Raw genomic sequence first — 19,083 nt, forward strand, 5'->3', positions numbered from 1 at the left:
CCGGCCCGTACGACCGGCAGGCCCAACCCAAACGGAGAACCACTGTGTCCACGAAGTCCACGGCGTCCGGGGCGCCCTCGGCGTCCACCATCCGCTGGGAGCAGGACGAGAGCGGCGTCGTCACGCTCGTCCTCGACGACCCGGCCCAGTCCGCCAACACCATGAACGAGGCGTTCCAGACCTCCCTCACCGAGGTCGCCGACCGCCTCGAGGCCGAACGCGACAGCGTGCGCGGCGTCATCGTCACCTCCGCCAAGAAGACCTTCTTCGCGGGCGGCGACCTGCGTGAGCTGATCCGGGCACGGCCCGAGGACGCCGACCGCGTCTACGCCACCGGCATGCGCGTCAAGCGCGACCTGCGGCGCATCGAGACCCTCGGCAAGCCCGTCGTCGCCGCGATGAACGGCGCCGCGCTCGGCGGCGGCCTGGAGATCGCCCTCGCCTGCCACCACCGGGTCGCCCTCGACGCGCCCGGCTCGAAGATCGGCTGCCCGGAGGCCACCCTCGGGCTGCTGCCCGGAGGCGGCGGCGTCGTCCGTACGGTGCGCCTGCTGGGCATCGCCGACGCGCTGCTCAAGGTGCTCCTCCAGGGCCAGCAGTACCGCCCCGCGCAGGCGAAGGAGCACGGGCTGGTCCACGAGGTCGTACAGACCGAGGACGAACTGCTCGCCGCCGCGCGCGCGTTCGTCGACGCGCACCCCGAGTCGGCGCAGCCCTGGGACGTCAAGGGCCACAAGATCCCCGGCGGCACGCCCGCGCACCCGAAGTTCGCCGCCAACCTGCCCGCGTTCCCGGCCGGCCTCAGCAAGCAGACGGGCGGCGCCCCCTACCCGGCGCAGCGGAACATCCTGGCCGCGGCCGTCGAGGGCTCCCAGGTCGACTTCGAGACGGCGCAGGCCATCGAGGCCCGCTACTTCACGGAGCTGGTCACCGGCCAGATCTCCAAGAACATGATCCAGGCGTTCTTCTTCGACCTCCAGGCCGTCAACTCCGGCGCGAACCGCCCCCAGGACGTCCCGGAGCGTACGGTCCGCCGCGTCGCCGTGCTCGGCGCCGGGATGATGGGCGCGGGCATCGCGTACTCCTGCGCCAAGGCCGGCATCGAGGTCGTGCTGAAGGACGTGTCGAGGGAGGCGGCGGAGAAGGGCAAGGCGTACTCCGAGGGCCTGCTCGACAAGGCGCTGGCCCGCGGCCGTACGACCGAGGCGAAGCGCGCCGCGCTGCTCGACCGCATCACGCCCACCGCCGACCCGCAGGACCTGGCGGGCTGCGACGCCGTCATCGAGGCGGTCTTCGAGGACCCGGCGCTCAAGCACAAGGTCTTCCAGGAGATCGAGAACGTCGTCGCGCCGGACGCCCTGCTCTGCTCCAACACCTCCACGCTCCCGATCACCGCGCTCGCCGAAGGCGTCGGCCGGGACGAGGACTTCGTCGGGCTGCACTTCTTCTCACCCGTCGACAAGATGCCGCTGGTGGAGATCATCCGCGGCGGCGCGACCGGCGACGAGGCGCTGGCCCGCGCGTTCGACCTGGTGCGGCAGATCCGCAAGACGCCGATCGTCGTCAACGACTCGCGCGGCTTCTTCACCTCCCGCGTCATCGGCCACTTCATCACCGAGGGCGTGGCGATGCTGGCCGAGGGCATCGAGCCGGCCACCGTCGAACAGGCCGCCGGCCAGGCGGGCTACCCGGCCAAGGTGCTCGCGCTGATGGACGAGCTGACGCTCACCCTGCCGCGGAAGATCCGCAACGAGACCCGCCAGGCGCTCGAGGCGGCGGGCACGACGTGGCCCGAGCACCCGGCGGACGCGGTCATCGACCGGATGATCGACGAGTTCGGACGCACGGGCCGCAGCGGCGGAGCGGGCTTCTACGACTACGACGAGAACGGCAAGCGCACCCGCCTCTGGCCGGGCCTGCGCGAGCACTTCACGCGGGCGGCGGGCGCCGGTGAGACCGTACGGCCCGAGGACGTGGACCTCACCGAGCTCAAGGAGCGGATGCTGTTCGTGGAGGCACTCGACACCGTGCGGTGCGTCGAGGAAGGCGTGCTGACCTCGGTCGCGGACGCCAACATCGGCTCCATCATGGGCATCGGCTTCCCGCCGTGGACCGGTGGCGTCCTGCAGTACATCAACGGGTACGAGGGCGGCCCCGCCGGTTTCGCCGCCCGCGCCCGCGAGCTGGAGGCGGCGTACGGGCAGCGCTTCGCGGTGCCGCCGCTGCTCGCCGAGAAGGCGGCGAAGGGGGAGCGGTTCAGCGACTAGCCGACCAGCCAGTCAGTCGACCGGCCAGTCAGTCGACCGGCCGGCCAGTCGACTGGCCGGCGTCGTCCGGGTCCGTACGCGGGGAACGTTCCGCCGGGAACGTTCCCCGCAGCTCCTCCCGCAGCGACCGCTGGAACGCCGTCAGCAGCGCCTGCACCACCATCGGCTGCATGTGCGCCGACAGCGACTTCATCCGCTCCAGCTGCTCCGGGTCGGCCTCCCGCTCCCGGTACGGCTCCCACACCTCGTCCTTGAACAGCCTGCTCAACTCGCGGGCCGCCGCCCGCGCGTGCCCCTGCACCACCTCGCGCGCGGCCAGGATCGACGGCTGCGAGATCGGCACGTCCAGCAGCCGCACCCCGAGGTGCACCAGCGCGGGGTCGACCCGGAAGACGGCCGGATCGTCCGTCGGGTCCAGCACGCTCATCGCCTCGAGCCGCTTGAGGTCGTCGTCCGTCAGCTCCCGCCCGACGCGCCCCTCCAGCTGCGTGCGGGTGCTCTCGTCGACGGTGTCCGGCATCCAGGAGGCGACCATGGCGCGGTGGATGGCCAGATCGTGCGAGCTGAGGTCGTCCGGCAGCCGCTGCAGATAGCGCTCGATCGCGGCCAGCGTCATGCCCTGGTGCTGCAGCTCCTCGATGAGCGCAAGCCGAGACAGATGGTCCGGGCCGTACCGGCCGACGCGGCGGGCGCCGATGGTGGGCGGCGGCAGCAGGCCGCGGGTGCTGTAGAAGCGGATGGTGCGCACGGTGACGCCGGCGCGGGCGGCGAGCTGGTCGACGGTCAGGGTGTCGGTGTCCAGCCGCCGGTCCGGGGCCGCGTCCTGGTCCCGGCGCCGGTCCTGATCCTGGTCCGCCATCGGTCACGCCTCTCTGCTGATCCTTGCCGGTTCCGCCGGTTCTTCCGGTTTCCGCCGGTCTCGCGCCGGCAGTCCTCGCACTGTTCAACAGTATTGCTGTCTCACCAGTTCTGTGAAAGCTCTCGGCACGGCTTCCTCCCGGCGCGGCACGCACGCTGCGGTACTACGAAGCGCGCGGGCTGCTGCCCGCAGGCCGTACGGCGACCGCCCCCACCGCACGGCCGCACCATGGGGGCGGGGCCAGCCCATCCAGCCCGTCCGGCGTTTGAGGACGGCCGGGGGCGGTCACCGGGCGGTGGTGGTCCGATACGTGTGTGGTCACGCGCGGGTCCATCGTGGCCGAGGGCCGTCCTCAAACGCCGGACGGGCTTGAATCGGGCTGAGGCCCGTCCTTCCGCGTGCCCGCCCTGCCGCGTGATCGCGCCCGTACTCGACGAGCTCGACGGCGTGCTCTGACCCGGCGCACCATGGGGGCGTGGACGTGCGCGGCCGCCGCGATGCGCGGGCGGACGGCGTCCCGGCGCCGCCGCCCGAGGGCGGCATGCTGTGGGACCTCGTGGGCGACGTGCGCGCGCTGCTCACCACACCCGCCGCGATGGTCATGCAGGTCGCGCACCCCGCGGTGGCCGCCGGAGTGGGGGACCACTCCGTGTTCCGCACGGACCCGTGGGGGCGCGCGGCGCGCTCGCTGCACAGCATGCAGCTGTGGGTGTACGGCGGTGAGCGCGCCGCCGCCGAGGGCGAACGGCTGCTGCGGCTGCACCGGCACATCCGGGGCACGGACGCGCGCGGCCGCCCGTACGACGCGCTCGACCCCGCCACGTACGCCTGGGTGCACGCCACCGGCTTCCCCGTGATGTGCCACGCGCAGCGCTATTTCGGGCGCCCGTTCACGGACGGCCAGGAGCGCCGGCTGTACGCGGAGTGGCGGTGCGTCGGGCAGGTCCTGGGGGTGCCGGAGAGCGAACTGCCGCGTACGGTCGAGGAGTTCCGTGCGCGGTACGCGCGCGTGCTGGCCGGCGGGCTCGAACGCACGGCGGTCGTACGCGACCTGCTCTCCGTCGCCCTTCCCGTGCCGCCGCCCGACCGGGGCCCGCGCCCGCTGCGCGCCGTCCTGCGCGCCGCGTGGCCCGCACTGACCCCGGCGCTGCTGCGCTTCCGCCGCTTCGTGACCACCGGGCTGGTCCCGCCCGACGCGCGCGCGGCGATCGGCCTGGAGTGGACGCCCCGCCAGGAACGCCGTCTGCGCCGCTTCGGGCGCGCCGTACGGGTGCTGCTGCCGCTGCTCCCGGAGCGCCTGCGGTACCTGCCCCTGGCCCGCGACGCCCGGCGGGCGGCCCGGCGCCGGGACCGGTCCCGGGCATGACGGGGTTCGATGGTCCTGCCGAGTGCCTCACCGGAGGAGGCCCGGTCTCCGCACGCCCGGAGCAGGCGCCGGCAGGAGGGGAAGCAGATGAGCACGACCCGGGAAGGGTTCACGTTCGGAGTCGGGGTCATCGGCGGCATCGCCGTCCTGGCCGCGGTCGGCCTCGTCGCCACCCTCGTGTTCGGCGGCGTCGGGTGGCTGACCGCCCCGTTCCGCGGCGAAGCCGACAAGCGTGAGCGCACCGAGGGCTCCGGCGCGTTCCGTATCGCCACGTACGAGGAGTTCTTCGGGCTCTGCACCGCGGTGCAGACCAAGGAAGGGACCATCAAGGCGCTGGAAGAGGAGCGCGGAACGGCCACCGCGTCCCGGCGGGCGCGGATCGACACATCCCTCACCGCACTGAAGTCGTCGCGTGCCGAAGCCGTCCACGAGTACAACTCCCGGGCCGCGCAGGAGCACCGGAGCGCCTTCAAGGACAGGGACCTGCCGCCGCGGCTGGACGTGAACGACACGGCGACGCGGTGCGCGCCGTGACCCCGGGCCGGAAAAGGAGCACGACCATGCAGCACACCGCCCGCACCGCCCGCACCGCCCGTACCGCACTGGCTGTCGCCGCCGTCCTGACGCTCCTCACCGCCTCCGCCTGCGAGGACGACTCCTCACAGGCGAAGGAGACGAGGGCGAAGCAGTCGGGCTACGACAAGCTGGTGAAGAAGCAGCCGATAGAGGTCCCCGAATACTCGTCGACGCGGGAGACCATCAACAAATGGATCAAGACCTGGGGGAAGGCCGGCGCGAAGGGCAAACTCAGCTACGTCTACCTGCAGAACGCCAAGGGCGAGTACGGGTACTTCGTGCTGAAGGGCCTCCCCGTGTCGTACTGCGCGCTGGGCACACCGCCGTCGAAGACGGAGTCCAACAACAGCGGGGGCATGGTCAACGTCCCGCTCCCGGCCATGGACGGCACGTACAGCGACGGGGCCGGGGCCTGCAACACCTACTACGGCTTCGACGCCACCACGGGCGCCTATCTGGAGTTCACCGTCGGCATGAACCAGAGCTTCTTCCTCTTCGACCAGCCTTCCACGCTGCCGGAGTTCAGCTCCGCGTCCCAGATGGGCCCCAGCTCGATCGAGGACACGGACAAGCGGTGAGCCGCCCGGCGTGCGGGCGCGCGCCGGACGGGCCGCGGAGACGGCCCGCCCGGCGCGTGAGGAGCACCGGCCGTCAGTGCCCGTGCCCGTGCTCGCCGCCGTGCTCCGCGTGCTTGCCGTGCTCGCGGCCGTGCTTCGCCGCCTGGATGTCGCTCCAGGACTGCGGCTTCTCCGGCCTGGCCGGCTTCGCGCGCTCCGTCCCGCCGCCCTTGGCCGCCGGGGCGTCCGGCCGGGACGGCTCGTACAGCCAGGTGTCGAACAGCGCGGCCAGCGGCTTGCCGGAGACCTGCTCCGCGTAGGCCACGAAGTCCCGCACCTCCGCGTCACCGCCCGCCTGTTCGTCCTGCCAGCCCTTGAGGATCGCGAAGAAGTCGTCGTCGCCGATCTCGTTGCGCAGCGCCTGCAGGGTCATGGCGCCGCGGTCGTAGACGGCGTCGTGGAACTGGTTCTCCGGGCCCGGGTCGCCCGGCTTCACCGTCCAGAACTCGTCGTCCGCCGGGTACGAGGCGTACGTGTAGTCGGAGATCTCCTGCGCCGTGCCCTCGCCCTGCTCCTCCGACCAGAGCCACTGCGCGTACGTCGCGAAGCCCTCGTTCAGCCAGATGTCCCGCCACCCGTGCACCGAGACGCTGTCGCCGTACCACTGGTGCGCCATCTCGTGCACGACCAGCGAGACGTTGGTGCCCGCGGAGAAGCTGCGCTGGCTGTAGAACGGCCGGGTCTGGGTCTCCAGCGCGTAGCCGGTGTCGGTGTTGGGCACGTAGCCGCCGATGGCGTTGAACGGGTACGGGCCGAAGACGCCCGCCAGCCACTCCGTCACCTCGGCGGTGCGCTCGATGCTGGCGCGGGCGCCGCGGTCGTTCTCGCCGAGGTCCTTGCTGTACGCGTTCAGCACCGGCAGCCCGTCGGACGTCTCGTCCTTGACGATGTCGAACTTCCCGACGGCCAGGGTCGCCAGATACGTCGCCTGCGGCTGGTCCGAGCGCCAGCCGAAGCGGGTCCAGCCGGCCTGCGAACGCTCGGACGTCAGCACGCCGTTGCTGATCGCCTGGGTGCCGTCGGGTACGGCCACGCTCACGTCGTAGGTCGCCTTGTCGGTGGGGTGGTCGTTGCTCGGGAACCACCACCAGGCGGCCTCCGGCTCGTTGGCCGCGACACCGCCGTCCGGTGTGCGGTGCCAGGAGGTGAAGCCGTTCACCTCGACCTTCGAGGGCGTGCCCGAGTAGCGCACGACGACGGTGACGCGCTGGCCCTTGGCGAGCGGCCGGTCGGGGGTGATCTCCAGCTCGTGCGCGCCGGAGGTGGCGAACGCGGCCTTGCGGCCGTTGACGCGTACGTCGCGCACGTCGAGTGCGAAGTCCAGGTTGAACCGGGAGAGTTCCTGGGTGGTGGTGGCCAGCAGGGTGGCGGTGCCGTCCAGCCGGTCGTTCTCGGGCTGGTACTTCAGCCGCAGGTCGTAGTGCGAGACGTCGTAGCCGCCGTTGCCGTAGTCCGGGTAGTAGGGGTCGCCCGCGCCCGGCGCGCCCGGCGCGGGTTCCGCCGCCGATGCCGGGATCGCCAGCAGCAGGGTGACGGCGACCGCGGCCGGCGCGATGAATCTCTGACGCACGAGTCCTCCAACTCTGTCGGGTCAGGAGTCGTTTGGCGATGTCTACTCCGTCAGGGCACGTCATGTCCACGACGTATTGCCGCTTCCGAGGCGAGCCGCACAGCGTCCTCGGCACTGGCCCACGAGACGGTGATCCCGGCTCCGCCGTGCCCGTAGTGGTGCACGCACACGCCGCCGCCGGGCAGCCGTACGGTCTCCAGCCGCACGCTCGGCCGGTACGGGCGCAGGCCGACGCGGTGCGCCAGCACCTCCGCGCCGGCGAGCTCGGGACGCACGCGCGCGCAGCGCGCCAGGATGGCCTCGGCCGTGGCGGGGTCGGGCTCCGTGTCCTCCGCGTCCTCCTCGGCCGTGCCGCCGAGGAGCACGCCGTACGGCTGCGGGATGACATACGTCGACTCCGCCGCGCCGTGCCCGGCCGAGACGTACCACTCCTCGACGCCCGGATCGGCCACGACCACCAACTGGCCCCGGATCGGCCGCAGCGAGGGGTCCGGCACCAGCTCGCGGGCGCCCAGCCCGGTGCAGTTGACGACGACGGGCGCCGCGTCGGCCACCTCGTCCAGCGACCGGGGCGCGCGCTGCTGGAAGCGGCCGCCCGCGGCCTCCAACCGGCGCTGAAGGTAAGGGAGATAAGTCGTCATGTCGACGACCGGGGCGACCGTACGCGGCCCCACCAGAGCCGCCCACTCAGCCGCGGGCGGGTCGTCCACCATGGTGCCCGCCCGCATCCGCACGCCCGTCGCGGACGGCCGCCGCGCCAGCTCCGCGAACGTGGCGAAGGACCGTACCGCCCACTCCGCGGCGCGCTGAGCAGGCTCGATGCGGTACGGCCAGCACAGGCCGCCGGCGACCGCCGAGGTGGTTCCGGCGACCCCCTCGCGGCTCCACACGCGTACCCGTACGCCGTCCTCCGCGAGCAGCACGCCCGTCGTCAGTCCGATGACTCCGCCCCCGATGATCAGCACCTCGCGCATAGGCGCACGCTAGCCGGATTTCGCACTCCCGGGCACTCGAGCGCACCCGTGCGGGAATACTCGGACCATGGCCGGCGAGGACACGGGACAGGACAGCGCGGGGGAGCACGGCGTGCGGGAACGGGACACGGGCGGACAGCGCCCCGACGGACAGGGTGACCGGCAGGGCGCGGACGGACAGGGCGTGGACCGGCAGGGGACACAGGGGGAGGGCGCACGGGGGCAGGGCACCGCGGCGTACGCGACGTTCGGGCTCGCACCGGCGACCCGCGCGGGCGGGGTGCTGCCGGACGGGGCGTACCAGGCGCACCGCGAGTACCTCGACTTCACCGTCGACGGGGCACCGCTGCTGCCGCGCCTCGACGGTGTCGACGCCGTCTCCCCGCTCGCCGCCGACATGGGCCCGTCCATCTTCACCGCGCACGTGCGCCGGCTGCTGCTGGAGGCCGAGGCGCCGCTGGCGGACGGGCGGTACGTGCTCTACGGCTGCCCCGAGTGCGAGGGCCTGGACTGCGGCGCCGTCACCGCCGTCATCGAACGGGAGGGCGGACCGGACGGCGCGGACGACGGTGCCATCGTCTGGCGCGACTTCGCGTGGCAGACGGAGCTCACCGCCGACCTGGGGCGCGACGGCTACCCGGGCGTCGGACCGTACCGCTTCCGCGCCGCCGAGTACCGCGCCGTGCTGGAACGGCTCCTCGCCGAGGGCGGCGAACGGCCGGCGCCGCGCCGCGTCCTGCTCGTCGGCGCCCGCGCCGCCGTCCTCAACCGGCTCGCCAACGCCCTGCGCCAGACCGGCATCGGCACCGAGATCGCCCACGACCCGGCGAACACGGACGCCGCGGAGCTGCGCACGTACGGCGCCGTGGCCTTCGGCCGGGGCATCGGCGACGAGCAGCGGCAGGCCGCACGGGCCGCCTTCGAGGCCGCGGGCTCGGACGCCGCCTTCGTGGACGGCCTGGCCCCGGCCATCCCGGTGCTGGTCGCCCAGATCGAACAGGCCCTGGACCGCGGCCCGCACGGGCAGCGGCAGCTGGCCGGGCTGGAGGCGGCCGACGGCACCGTGACGGTGCACGTCGGCCTCCCCTGCCGGGTGCGGCTCACCGCCTACCGGCTGGACCGGCTGTTCCGCACCCACACCCGCGAGTTGCTGGACGAGACGCTGGAACCCGGCAGCCACCGCTTCACGCTGGACGCGAAGACGGCGCGCGGCGAGACGTACGTGGTGGCGCGGGCCCCCGGCGGCGTGCTCGTCGCGCCGGCGGCCCGTGCGCGGGCGGGCGCGGCCTGAGCCGCACGCCGCCCGTACCGTACGCGCCCACGGGCCGCGTCCCGTACGCACACGTGCGCCGTGTCCCGTACGCCCGCACGGGCCGCGTCCCGTACGCACACGTGCGCCGTGTCCCGTGCGCGCGCCGCCCCCTCACAGCTCCTCCGGGTCGACCGGCGTGAGCTCCTCGTCCAGCCGCAGCCAGCGCGTGATGCCGATGTCCCGCAGGAACGGCACGTCGTGCCCGGCCACGATCAGCGCCCCCTCGTACGAGGCCAGCGCCGCCGTGAGCTGGCGGACGCTCGCCATGTCGAGGTTGTTCGTCGGCTCGTCCAGCATGAGCAGCTGCGGCGCCGGCTCGGCGAGCATGACGGCGGCGAGCGTCGCACGGAACCGTTCGCCGCCGGACAGCGTGCCCACCGTCTGGTCCGCACGCGCGCCCTTGAACAGGAAGCGCGCCAGCTGCGCCCGGATACGGTTGTTGGTCGCCTCCGGCGCCAGCCGCGCCACGTTCTCGACGATCGTCAGCCCGTCGTCCAGCACGTCGAGCCGCTGCGGCAGCGAGCGCACCGGCACATGCGTCTGCACCTCCCCTTCCTCCGGCGGGATCTGGCCCGCGATGGTGCGCAGCAGCGTGGACTTGCCCGCGCCGTTCCGCCCGAGCAGCGCGATCCGCTCGGGCCCGTGCAGATCCAGCTGCGCGCGGGCGCCGTACCGCAGCCCGACCCCGCGCATGGTGAGCACCTGGCGCCCCGGCGGTACGGCTGTGAACGGCAGGTCGACGCGGATCTCGGCGTCGTCCCGTACGGCCTCCACGGCCTCGTCCAGTCGCTCCTTGGCGTCCTCCAGGCGCTGTTCGTGCATGATGCGGTGCTTGCCCGCCGAGACCTGCGCGTCCCGCTTGCGCTGGTTCATGATGATCTTCGGTTCGCGCTTGTTGGCGTGCATCTTGTTGCCGTAGCGCACCCGCTTGGCCAGCTTGGACTGGGACTCGGTCAGTTCGCGCTTCTGCCGCTTCATGTCGGCCTCCGCGACGCGCACCATCCGCGCGGCGGCCTCCTGTTCGGCGGCGACGGCCTCCTCGTACGCGTCGAGGTTGCCGCCGTACCAGTGCACGCCGTCCGGGCGCAGATCCGCGATCTGGTCGACGAGCCGCAGGAGTTCGCGGTCGTGGCTGACCACGACGAGCACGCCGGACCAGGCGGTCACCGCGTCGTACAGGCGGTGCCGCGCCTCGCGGTCCAGATTGTTCGTCGGCTCGTCCAGGAGCAGTACGTCGGGCCGGCTCAGCAGCAGCGCCGCCAGCCGCAGCAGCACCGACTCGCCGCCGGAGACCTCCCCGATGGTGCGGTCGAGGCCGATGCCGGTCAGCCCGAGCTGGTCGAGCGTGGCCCGCGCGCGCTCCTCCACGTCCCAGTCGTCGCCGACGGCGGTGAAGTGCTCCTCGGCGGCGTCGCCGGCCTCGATCGCGTGCAGGGCGGCGCGGGCGGCGGCGATGCCGAGCGCCTCGTCGACCCGGAGGGTCGTGTCGAGGGTGAGGTTCTGCGGCAGGTAGCCGATCTCGCCCGCGACCCGTACGGAGCCGTCGAGCGGGGTGAGTTCGCCCGCGATCAGCTTCAACAGGGTGGACTTTCCCGTGCCGTTGAGGCCGATCAGCCCGGTTCTGCCGGGCCCGACCGCCAGGTCGAGGTCCGTCAGCACGGAGCTGCCGTCGGGCCAGCCGAAGGAGAGGCGGGTGCAGGTGATGGAGGTGGTGGACATGGACATACGGGTCTCCCGTCGCCGTCGTGCTGCGGATGGTGAGCAACGCGGAGACACCGAGCCCCGGTAAGGGGCGGAGGGAGATGCGGAGAAAGGCAGCTCGCTTCCGAGGTCACACTCGTGGCACACAGACGGGGCACACGGTGTCTCAGGACCTCAGACGAGCAACTGCCTCTCCTGTCGACGGCAACAGAGCCGTCGCAGACCATACGCCGTACAGCGTACGGGCGCAAGCCGCCCTGGACGCCCGGCCGTCCAGCCGTCCAGCCGGGGGTCCCCTGCGGGGCGCATACGCGGCGTACGCCCTCAGTCGCGGGCCGCCGGTGCGGGGCTGCGCGTCGCGTACCAGACCGTGCCGACCACCAGCGCGCTGCCGCCGATCTGGAACGCCGTCGGCCGCTCGGCCAGCGCCACCACCCCCACCAGGACGGCCAGTACGGGCTGGAGCAGCAGCAGCGCGGCGCCGACGTTCGGGGCCAGCCGGGGGAGTGCCGCACCGATCAGCAGCCACGTCAGCACCTGCCCGAACAGCGCCAGCGCGGCCAGCCAGCCCCACGCGGCCGCCGTGTCCGGCGGGTTGATGCCGGTCATCAGGCCGCCCAGGACGGCGGCCGCCCCCGCTGCCGCCGCCGTGGAGACGCACACCGGCAGCACCGTGTGCGTACGGCCGCCCGCGAGCCGGGTCAGGAAGAGGTACCCGGCGTACGAGACGCCCGCCGCCGTGCCGAACAGCACGCCCGTCACCGGGTCGCCGCTCCCGCCCGCGCCGCCGACCGCCCCGCTGGCGAGCGCGACGCCCGCGAGCATGACGGGGATCGCCAGCACGAACCGGACCGGCATCCGGGTGCCCGACACCAGCCGGGCGAGCAGCGGGAACACCACGACCTGGACGTTGAGCAGGACGGCCGAGATGGACGCGCCGAGGTTGAGCACGCAGGCCGACCAGAGCACGAAGTCCACGCCGAGCAGCACGCCCGCCGCCGTGTCCAGCAGCAGGAGGCGGCGCGAACGGCCCCCGGCGCGCGCGTACTCCCGCAGCGCGAACGGCACCAGCACCAGCAGCGCCAGCGCGCAGCGCAGGAACGCGGCCGTGCCCGCGTCGGCGCCGGACAGCTTCACGAACGCACCCGACGCCGCGGTGCACGCCGCGCCCGCCGTGAGCAGCACGACGGCGCGGGCGGGGACGGAGTGGGGCGCGGTGTGCGTACGCGGGAGCGCCTCCGCGCCCGTACGCGCCGCTGTGCCGGTGCCCGTACGCGCAGCCGCGTCCGTGCCCGCGGCCGTGCCCGCCTCCGTGCTCACGCCCGTGTCCATGTCCGTGCGCGCGCCGCCCGGGCGCTGGGATGCCGATGCCATGTCCACCACTGTGGGGGCTGGCACCCGTAATCAAAAGCGACGCTTTCTGAAGGGATCCCGGTAGCATTTCTACCGTGTTCAGTGTCGACCGACTCCGCGCTCTCGTCGCCGTCGCCGCGCACGGCTCGATCGCACGGGCCGCGCGGGCCCTGCACGTGACGCCGTCCGGCGTCTCCCAGCAACTCGCCAAGCTGGAGCGGGAGTCCGGCCACCGGCTGCTGGAACCGGACGGCCGCAGCGTACGGCTCACGCACGCCGGGCGCGTCCTCACCGAGCACGCCGACCGCGTGCTCGGCCAGCTCACCGCCGCCGAGACGGACCTGGCCGACCTCCACGAGGAGATCCTCGGGCCGCTCCGGCTGGGCGGCGTGGGCAGCGCCCTCCGCACCCTGCTGCCCGGCGCGCTCGCCGACCTCACCCGCGAGCACCCCCGGCTGGCCCCGACCGTCTGCGACGGCGAGGCCATCGACATGCTGCCCCTGCTGCTCGCGGGCGATCTCGACCTGCTGGTCATCGAGAGCTGGAGCAACCGCCCCATCGCGCTGCCCGCCGGAGTCGCGTTCGAGACGCTCGTACGCGAGCACGTACGGGTCGCCCTCGCGGCCGGCCACCCGCTGGCCGGACGGGACACGGTGGACCTGGCCGAGCTGGCGGACGAGATGTGGGCCAGCTGCGCGCCCGGCACCGAGCCGCGAGAGGCCCTCGTACAGGCGGTGCGCGGGCGCGGCACCGAGCCGCGGATCCGCTACACCGTCGCCGAGTACACCACCCAGCTCGCCCTCGTCGAGGCCGGGCTGACCACCGCACTCGTCCCGGCGATGGCGGAGCGGCCCGCGCCGGACGGCGTCCGGTTCGTCGCCTGCGAGCCGGCGCTGGAACGGGAGGTGCTGGCGGCGTGGCGGGGAGGTTCGCGGAGTCCTATCATCCGTGCCTGTCTAGCCGCCCTCGCGCGGCATGTGCTGTCCTGCTGACCATGGTCCACACCAGTTCCCGCACGAGTGACGGCCCCGGCGGCGGCGCGTACGCCACGGTCCCGCTGCGACCCATGACGGTCCCCGCCGACGAGGCCGAGGAGCGCGCCCGCGCGTTCTACGAGGTCATGTCCCGGCGGCGGACCGTACGCGACTTCGACGCGCGCCCGCTGCCCGACGGCGTACTGGAGTGGGCGGTCCGTACGGCGTCCACCGCGCCCAGCGGCGCCCACGTGCAGCCCTGGCGCTTCGTCGTCCTCACCGACCCGGCGCGGAAGACCCGACTCCGGGAGGCGGCCGAGGCGGAGGAGCGCGAGTTCTACGGGCGCCGCGCCTCCGGGGAGTGGCTCGAAGCGCTCGCCCCGATCGGCACCGACGAGCACAAGCCGTTCCTGGAGGTCGCGCCCGCCGTCATCGTCGTCTTCGAGGTGCACAAGGGCCCGCACTCGCCCCGCCCGTACTACACGAAGGAGAGCGTCGGCATCGCCGTCGGCCTGCTGCTCGCGACCCTGCACCAGGCGGGTCTGGCGACCCTCACGCACACCCCGAGCCCGATGAGGTTCCTCAACGAGATCTGCGACCGCCCGCCCGAGGAGCGTGCGTCGTACGTCATCCCGGTCGGCTACCCGGCCCCGGACGTGCGCGTGCCGGACCTGCGGCGCAAGCCGCTGGACGAGGTGATGGTGCGGCTGTGAGACCGGCGCGCCCGGCACCGTGTGTCTCAGACGGGCCGCCCGTCCGCCATGACGAAGCGCACGTCCCGCAGCGCCTCGAGGTCCGCCAGCGGGTCGCCGCCCACCACCAGTAGGTCGGCCCGCAGGCCCGGCCGCAGCGCCCCCGTGTCGCCGTCGACGCCCAGGGCGCGGGCCGCCTCCGCGGTGGCCATGCCGAGCACCTGGGCGGGCGTGAACCCGAGATGGGTGAAGAAGCCGAGACTCGAGACGTAGTCGTCGAAGACGGCGTACGGCACTCCCGCGTCCGTGCCCGCGATCAGCCGTACGCCCTGCTCGCTCATCCAGCGCACCCGCGCGAACATCTCCTCCGCGCGCTCCGGCCCGAACCGCTCCGCGAAACCACGCCAGTTGGGGCTCGGCGCCGGGCACACCCGGATGCCCCGCGCGGCGATCTCGGCGACGAGCTCCTCCCGTACGTCGAACCCGCCCCGCGCCAGCCACGTGCAGTGCTCGATGGTGTCCACGCCCGCCGCCACCGCCGCGGCGATGCCGTCCGTGCCGTGCGCGTGCGCGGCGACGGGCAGCCCCGCCGCCGCGGCCTCCCGTACGACGAGCCGCAGCTCGTCGGGCGTGAACTGCGGCTCCCAGACGGCCGGTCCGCCCGCCGTGATCCCGCCGCCGGTCGCCATGACCTTGATGACGTCGGCGCCCCCCTCCGCGTTCCGCCGGACCAGCTCGCGGATGGCGGCCTTGCCGGACACCTCGCCGCCGAGGAACCAGCAGTGCCCGCCCGGCGGGGTCAGCGGCGTGCCCGCGGCCAGCACGCGCGGCCCGCGCACCGCGCCGTCCGCGACGGCCCGGCGCAGCCGCAGCGCGAGGCCGTCCCGGTCGCCGAGGTCCCGTACGGTCGTGACGCCCGTACGCAGCATCCGCTCCGCCCGCGCCGCCATGTCCAGGATCAGGCCGGTGCCGTCGACCTCCTGGACGGCGGTCGCCGGGTCGGCGCCCGCGTCGAACGCGAGGTGCACGTGGCAGTCGATGAGGCCGGGCAGCAGGGTCGCGCCGGGAAAGTCCAGCCGCGCGAGATCCCGTACGCCGGTGCCCGCCCCGGCCTCGATCTCCGCACGCTCGCCCGCGGCGGCGACGCGTCCGTCCCGTACGAGCACCGCACCGTCGGTGACGGGCGCCTGACCCGCCGCCGTGAGAACGCGCCCGGCTGACAGGAGGAAGTCCATGCGGCCACACACTAGATCACGCGGGGGCGTCGCCGGGCGGAGCACGGAACGTGCCGCAGCGCGCGTGCCCGCCCACTCCCTGGGGCGGGAACGCACGCGTGCGGGAAGGCGAGAACGCCGGGGCCCCGCCCGTTGCGCGCACTCCAACACCACCTCACCGGACCGGAGTTGCCGCGCGTGCGGGTCACTCTATAGCCCGCGCGCGCCCGTACGAGTGCGGAGCGGTCACCGCCGTGTGAACAGGTCGCGACAAGAGTGCGAAGGGTTCCGGCGGGACGCGGCGGGCGGCGGTACGTGCGTACGTGCCCTTTACTCGCTTGCCAGTTCGCAGCGACCCTGCAGTAGGGGGACCGCTGCGACGGGAGGGCCCCATGGACGGCAAGCACCGGTTACCCGGCAGCCGCGGGGTGGCGGTGGCCATGCTCGTGCTCACCGCGATCACCGTGCTGGGCGCGCTGGTCATGGTCTGGCGCCTGACCGCCTGACCGCCTGACCGCCTGACCGGCTGACCGGACCGGCCGATGGGCGGGCATCGCCGCTTCGAGCCCGTCCGGCGGTTGAGGACGGACAGGGGCGGCCACGGCCCGGTGACACGCTGATCGCGCCGGAATATTCGCGCGCAGCCCACCCCGCACTTCGCCTAAGATCGGCGAATTGTGTCTGCCACCCTCGTCGCCAAGGATCTCGCCGCCGGCCACGGCGACCGTTCGCTGTTCTCCGGACTCGACCTGGTGGTCGGCCCCGGCGACGTCATCGGGCTCGTAGGGGTCAACGGCGCGGGCAAGTCCACCCTGCTGCGGATGCTGGCCGGGCTGGCCGAGGCGGAGGAGGGCACCGTACGGCTGAGCCCACCCGCCGCCACCGTCGGCCATCTGCCGCAGGAGCCGGACCGGCGCCCCGGCGAGACCGTACGCGGCTTCCTCGCGCGGCGCACCGGCGTGGCGGACGCGGAGGCGGCGCTGGAGGCGGGGACCCGGCAGCTGTCCGAGGGCCAGCCCGGCGGGGAGGACGCGTACGCCGTCGCGCTGGAGCGCTGGCTCGCGCTCGGCGCCGCCGACCTGGAGGAGCGGGCCGCCGAGGTGACCGCCCAACTCGGCCTCGACACCGGCCTCGACCGCCCGATGACCGCGCTCTCCGGCGGCCAGGCCGCCCGCGCGTCCCTTGCCTCGCTGCTGCTCAGCCGCTACGACATCTTCCTGCTCGACGAGCCCACCAACGACCTCGACCTGGACGGACTGGCCAGGCTGGAGACGTTCATGGGCGGCCTCCGCGCGGGCACCGTGCTGGTCAGCCACGACCGCGAGTTCCTCGCCCGTACGGTCACCAGCGTCCTCGAACTCGACCTGGCCCAGCAGCAGGTGTCCCTCTTCGGCGGCGGCTACCAGTCGTATCTCGACGAGCGCGAGCGCGCGCGGCGGCAGGCCCGCGAGGAGTACGAGGAGTACGCCGGCACGCGCGCCGACCTGGAGGCGCGGGCGCGCAGGCAGCGCGGCTGGATGGAGAAGGGCGTACGCAACGCGCGGCGCAAGATGAGCGACAACGACAAGATCGGCCGGAACGCCCGCGTCGAGGCCACCGAGAAGCAGGCCGCCAAGGCGCGCCAGACGGACCGGATGATCGAACGGCTGGAGACCGTCGAGGAGCCCCGCAAGGAGTGGGAGCTCCGCATGGACATCGCGGACGCGCCCCGCTCCGGCGCCGTCGTGGCCACCCTCCGCGGGGCCGAAGTCCGGCGCGGCGACTTCCGCTTCGGGCCCGTCGACCTCCAGCTCGACTGGCGCGACCGGGTGGCCGTGACCGGGGCCAACGGCTCCGGCAAGTCGACGCTGCTCGCCGTCCTCCTCGGCCGACTGCCGCTGGACGCGGGCGCGGCGGTGCTCGGTTCGGGCGTGCGCATCGGCGAGATCGACCAGGCGCGGCGGCTGTTCTACGGCGAGGAGTCGCTGCTCGACGCCTTCGGTGCCGCCGCGGAGCTCCAGCCCGCCGAAGCCCGTACGCTGCTCGCCAAGTTCGGGCTCAAGGCGGAGCACGTCCTGCGGTCCGCGGCGACCCTGTCACCCGGCGAACGCACCCGTGCGGCGCTTGCCCTGCTCCAGGGGCGCGGCGTCAACCTGCTGGTCCTGGACGAGCCCACGAACCACCTCGACCTCCCGGCCATCGAGCAGCTCGAAGCGGCGCTCGCCGCGTACGAGGGAACGCTGCTGCTGGTCACCCACGACCGGCGGATGCTCGACGCGGTGCACACCACGCGGCGGCTTGAGGTCGCGGAAGGCCGCGTCACCGAACGGTGAGGCGGACGCCGGCCCGGCCCGCGGACGCGGTCGGCGCGCGGCTGCCGGACCTCGTACGGCTGCGGGCCCTCGGACAGCCGCCGGTCAGCCCGCCGCGCGGGCCGCCTTGCGCGCGTTGCGCGCCGCGAGCCGCTCGTCGAACTTGCGGGCCTCGCCGTCCAGTCCGGTCATGAACAGGCCCAGTTCCTCCTGCGCCTTCAGCCCTTCCGGGCCGAGGCCGCCGATCTCCATCACCTTGAGGTAGCGCAGCACCGGCTGGATCACGTCGTCGTGGTGGATACGGAGGTTGTAGATCCCGCCGATGGCGATACGGGCGGCGGCGCGTTCGAAGCCGGGCATGCCGTGGCCCGGCATCCGGAACTGCACGACCACGTCCCGTACGGCCTGCATCGTCAGATCCGGCGCGAGCTCGAAGGCGGCGGCCAGCAGGTTGCGGTAGAAGACCATGTGCAGGTTCTCGTCCGTGGCGATACGGGCGAGCATCCGGTCGCAGACCGGATCGCCGGACTGGTGGCCGGTGTTGCGGTGCGAGACGCGGGTCGCCAGCTCCTGGAACGCGACGTACGCGACCGAGTGCAGCATGCTGTGCGCGTTGTCGGACTCGAAGCCCTCCGACATGTGCGCCATCCGCAGCTTCTCCAGCTCCACCGGGTCGACCGCGCGGGACGCCAGCAGGTAGTCGCGCATGACGATCCCGTGCCGCCCCTCCTCGGCGGTCCACCGGTGCACCCAGGTGCCCCAGGCGCCGTCGCGGCCGAAGAGGGAGGCGATCTCGTGGTGGTACGAGGGGAGGTTGTCCTCGGTGAGCAGGTTGACCACGAGGGCGACGCGGCCGACGTCGGTCACCTTCGACTGGTCCGGCGTCCACGCCTCGCCCTCGAGCGGGCCGTCGAAGTCACGGGCGTCGCTCCACGGCACGTACTGGTGCGGCATCCAGTCTCTGGCCACCGACAGGTGCCGGTTGAGCTCCTTCTCCACCACCTCTTCCAGTGCGTAGAGCAGACGGGCGTCCGTCCACTGGTCCGTACCTGCGTGCTGTGTGGTGGTGGGGCTCACGGCGGCTCCTGACAAGAGGGGACGGTGGGGCGAGCGGGAGGCGCCCCGCACGGGGCGACACTTACGGTGCCGTAGGTTACGACACCGTAAGTTGATGTGCCCGGATATGGCAAGGCGATCATTACGGGCGCGCGCGACGCGGCAGGCCACGGAGCCGCCCGTGAACGCGGCTGTGGCAAACGTCTCGCCGCGCGCGGTCGCCGCGCGTTCGTGTCCCGTCGCGTGATCCGGCGTCGCCGC

Annotated in this window: 15 protein-coding genes; 8 read left to right on the top strand and 7 right to left on the bottom strand. The window is 73.4% G+C overall.

The window, feature by feature from the left end; genetic code table 11:
* Window positions 1-44: 44 nt before the first annotated feature.
* Complete coding sequence (locus DVA86_RS07790) at window positions 45-2,267, top strand: 3-hydroxyacyl-CoA dehydrogenase NAD-binding domain-containing protein (RefSeq protein ID WP_208876864.1); 2,223 nt, start codon at window positions 45-47, stop codon at window positions 2,265-2,267.
* A 28-nt stretch (window positions 2,268-2,295) separates the two neighbouring features.
* Here DVA86_RS07790 and DVA86_RS07795 read toward each other — a convergent pair whose 3' ends face one another.
* A complete protein-coding gene (locus tag DVA86_RS07795; RefSeq protein ID WP_208876866.1) occupies window positions 2,296-3,126 on the bottom strand; it encodes a MerR family transcriptional regulator in 831 nt (276 codons plus the stop codon).
* A 541-nt stretch (window positions 3,127-3,667) separates the two neighbouring features.
* Between DVA86_RS07795 and DVA86_RS07800 the strand changes: the two genes are divergently transcribed.
* The 3 genes from DVA86_RS07800 (at window position 3,668) to DVA86_RS07810 (ending at window position 5,646) form a co-directional block, all read left to right on the top strand.
* Window positions 3,668-4,492, top strand: coding sequence for an oxygenase MpaB family protein (locus DVA86_RS07800; RefSeq protein WP_208884489.1), 825 nt, complete (start codon window positions 3,668-3,670; stop codon window positions 4,490-4,492).
* Window positions 4,493-4,579: 87 nt separating this feature from the next.
* The gene (locus DVA86_RS07805; protein ID WP_245996395.1) at window positions 4,580-5,026 is read left to right on the top strand and encodes a hypothetical protein; all 447 of its coding nucleotides are present in this window, start codon (window positions 4,580-4,582) and stop codon (window positions 5,024-5,026) included.
* 26 nt (window positions 5,027-5,052) lie between these two features.
* Window positions 5,053-5,646, top strand: coding sequence for a hypothetical protein (locus DVA86_RS07810; RefSeq protein ID WP_208876867.1), 594 nt, complete (start codon window positions 5,053-5,055; stop codon window positions 5,644-5,646).
* A gap of 73 nt (window positions 5,647-5,719) precedes the next feature.
* Here DVA86_RS07810 and DVA86_RS07815 read toward each other — a convergent pair whose 3' ends face one another.
* Both DVA86_RS07815 and DVA86_RS07820 read right to left on the bottom strand, forming a co-directional pair.
* A complete protein-coding gene (locus DVA86_RS07815) occupies window positions 5,720-7,255 on the bottom strand; it encodes a M1 family metallopeptidase (protein WP_208876869.1) in 1,536 nt (511 codons plus the stop codon).
* A gap of 50 nt (window positions 7,256-7,305) precedes the next feature.
* Window positions 7,306-8,229, bottom strand: coding sequence for an FAD-dependent oxidoreductase (locus tag DVA86_RS07820; RefSeq protein ID WP_208876870.1), 924 nt, complete (start codon window positions 8,227-8,229; stop codon window positions 7,306-7,308).
* 67 nt (window positions 8,230-8,296) lie between these two features.
* Between DVA86_RS07820 and DVA86_RS07825 the strand changes: the two genes are divergently transcribed.
* Window positions 8,297-9,520: an oxidoreductase gene (locus DVA86_RS07825; protein WP_245996398.1), complete on the top strand. Its 1,224-nt coding sequence runs from the start codon at window positions 8,297-8,299 to the stop codon at window positions 9,518-9,520.
* A 132-nt stretch (window positions 9,521-9,652) separates the two neighbouring features.
* On the opposite strand, the gene DVA86_RS07830 is transcribed toward DVA86_RS07825, so the two are convergent.
* Together DVA86_RS07830 and DVA86_RS07835 are read right to left on the bottom strand one after the other, a co-directional pair.
* Window positions 9,653-11,260, bottom strand: coding sequence for an ABC-F family ATP-binding cassette domain-containing protein (locus tag DVA86_RS07830; RefSeq protein ID WP_208884493.1), 1,608 nt, complete (start codon window positions 11,258-11,260; stop codon window positions 9,653-9,655).
* A 306-nt stretch (window positions 11,261-11,566) separates the two neighbouring features.
* Window positions 11,567-12,616, bottom strand: coding sequence for a DMT family transporter (locus DVA86_RS07835; protein WP_245996401.1), 1,050 nt, complete (start codon window positions 12,614-12,616; stop codon window positions 11,567-11,569).
* Window positions 12,617-12,690: 74 nt separating this feature from the next.
* Here DVA86_RS07835 and DVA86_RS07840 point away from each other — a divergent pair, with 74 nt between their 5' ends.
* Both DVA86_RS07840 and DVA86_RS07845 read left to right on the top strand, forming a co-directional pair.
* The gene (locus DVA86_RS07840; protein ID WP_208876871.1) at window positions 12,691-13,587 is read left to right on the top strand and encodes a LysR family transcriptional regulator; all 897 of its coding nucleotides are present in this window, start codon (window positions 12,691-12,693) and stop codon (window positions 13,585-13,587) included.
* A gap of 2 nt (window positions 13,588-13,589) precedes the next feature.
* Window positions 13,590-14,282: a nitroreductase family protein gene (locus DVA86_RS07845; protein WP_208876872.1), complete on the top strand. Its 693-nt coding sequence runs from the start codon at window positions 13,590-13,592 to the stop codon at window positions 14,280-14,282.
* A 26-nt stretch (window positions 14,283-14,308) separates the two neighbouring features.
* Here DVA86_RS07845 and DVA86_RS07850 read toward each other — a convergent pair whose 3' ends face one another.
* Complete coding sequence (locus DVA86_RS07850; protein ID WP_208876874.1) at window positions 14,309-15,496, bottom strand: amidohydrolase family protein; 1,188 nt, start codon at window positions 15,494-15,496, stop codon at window positions 14,309-14,311.
* 656 nt (window positions 15,497-16,152) lie between these two features.
* Between DVA86_RS07850 and DVA86_RS07855 the strand changes: the two genes are divergently transcribed.
* Complete coding sequence (locus tag DVA86_RS07855; RefSeq protein ID WP_208876876.1) at window positions 16,153-17,787, top strand: ABC-F family ATP-binding cassette domain-containing protein; 1,635 nt, start codon at window positions 16,153-16,155, stop codon at window positions 17,785-17,787.
* Between the two features lie 84 nt (window positions 17,788-17,871).
* Here DVA86_RS07855 and DVA86_RS07860 read toward each other — a convergent pair whose 3' ends face one another.
* Entirely contained in the window at window positions 17,872-18,843 is a 972-nt protein-coding gene (locus tag DVA86_RS07860) for an acyl-ACP desaturase (protein ID WP_208876877.1), read from the bottom strand.
* Between the last annotated feature and the right edge of the window lie 240 nt (window positions 18,844-19,083).

Source organism: Streptomyces armeniacus, assembly GCF_003355155.1.
Taxonomy (GTDB): Bacteria; Actinomycetota; Actinomycetes; order Streptomycetales; family Streptomycetaceae; genus Streptomyces; species Streptomyces armeniacus.

Bases quoted from the DNA above. Each gene is read 5' to 3' on its own strand.
- DVA86_RS07805 (WP_245996395.1), top strand. From the start codon at position 4,580: ATGAGCACGACCCGGGAAGGGTTCACGTTCGGAGTCGGGGTCATCGGC.
- DVA86_RS07795 (WP_208876866.1), bottom strand. From the start codon at position 3,126: ATGGCGGACCAGGATCAGGACCGGCGCCGGGACCAGGACGCGGCCCCG.
- DVA86_RS07810 (WP_208876867.1), top strand. From the start codon at position 5,053: ATGCAGCACACCGCCCGCACCGCCCGCACCGCCCGTACCGCACTGGCT.
- DVA86_RS07825 (WP_245996398.1), top strand. From the start codon at position 8,297: ATGGCCGGCGAGGACACGGGACAGGACAGCGCGGGGGAGCACGGCGTG.
- DVA86_RS07820 (WP_208876870.1), bottom strand. From the start codon at position 8,229: ATGCGCGAGGTGCTGATCATCGGGGGCGGAGTCATCGGACTGACGACG.
- DVA86_RS07835 (WP_245996401.1), bottom strand. From the start codon at position 12,616: ATGGCATCGGCATCCCAGCGCCCGGGCGGCGCGCGCACGGACATGGAC.
- DVA86_RS07850 (WP_208876874.1), bottom strand. From the start codon at position 15,496: ATGGACTTCCTCCTGTCAGCCGGGCGCGTTCTCACGGCGGCGGGTCAG.
- DVA86_RS07830 (WP_208884493.1), bottom strand. From the start codon at position 11,260: ATGTCCACCACCTCCATCACCTGCACCCGCCTCTCCTTCGGCTGGCCC.
- DVA86_RS07800 (WP_208884489.1), top strand. From the start codon at position 3,668: ATGCTGTGGGACCTCGTGGGCGACGTGCGCGCGCTGCTCACCACACCC.
- DVA86_RS07845 (WP_208876872.1), top strand. From the start codon at position 13,590: ATGGTCCACACCAGTTCCCGCACGAGTGACGGCCCCGGCGGCGGCGCG.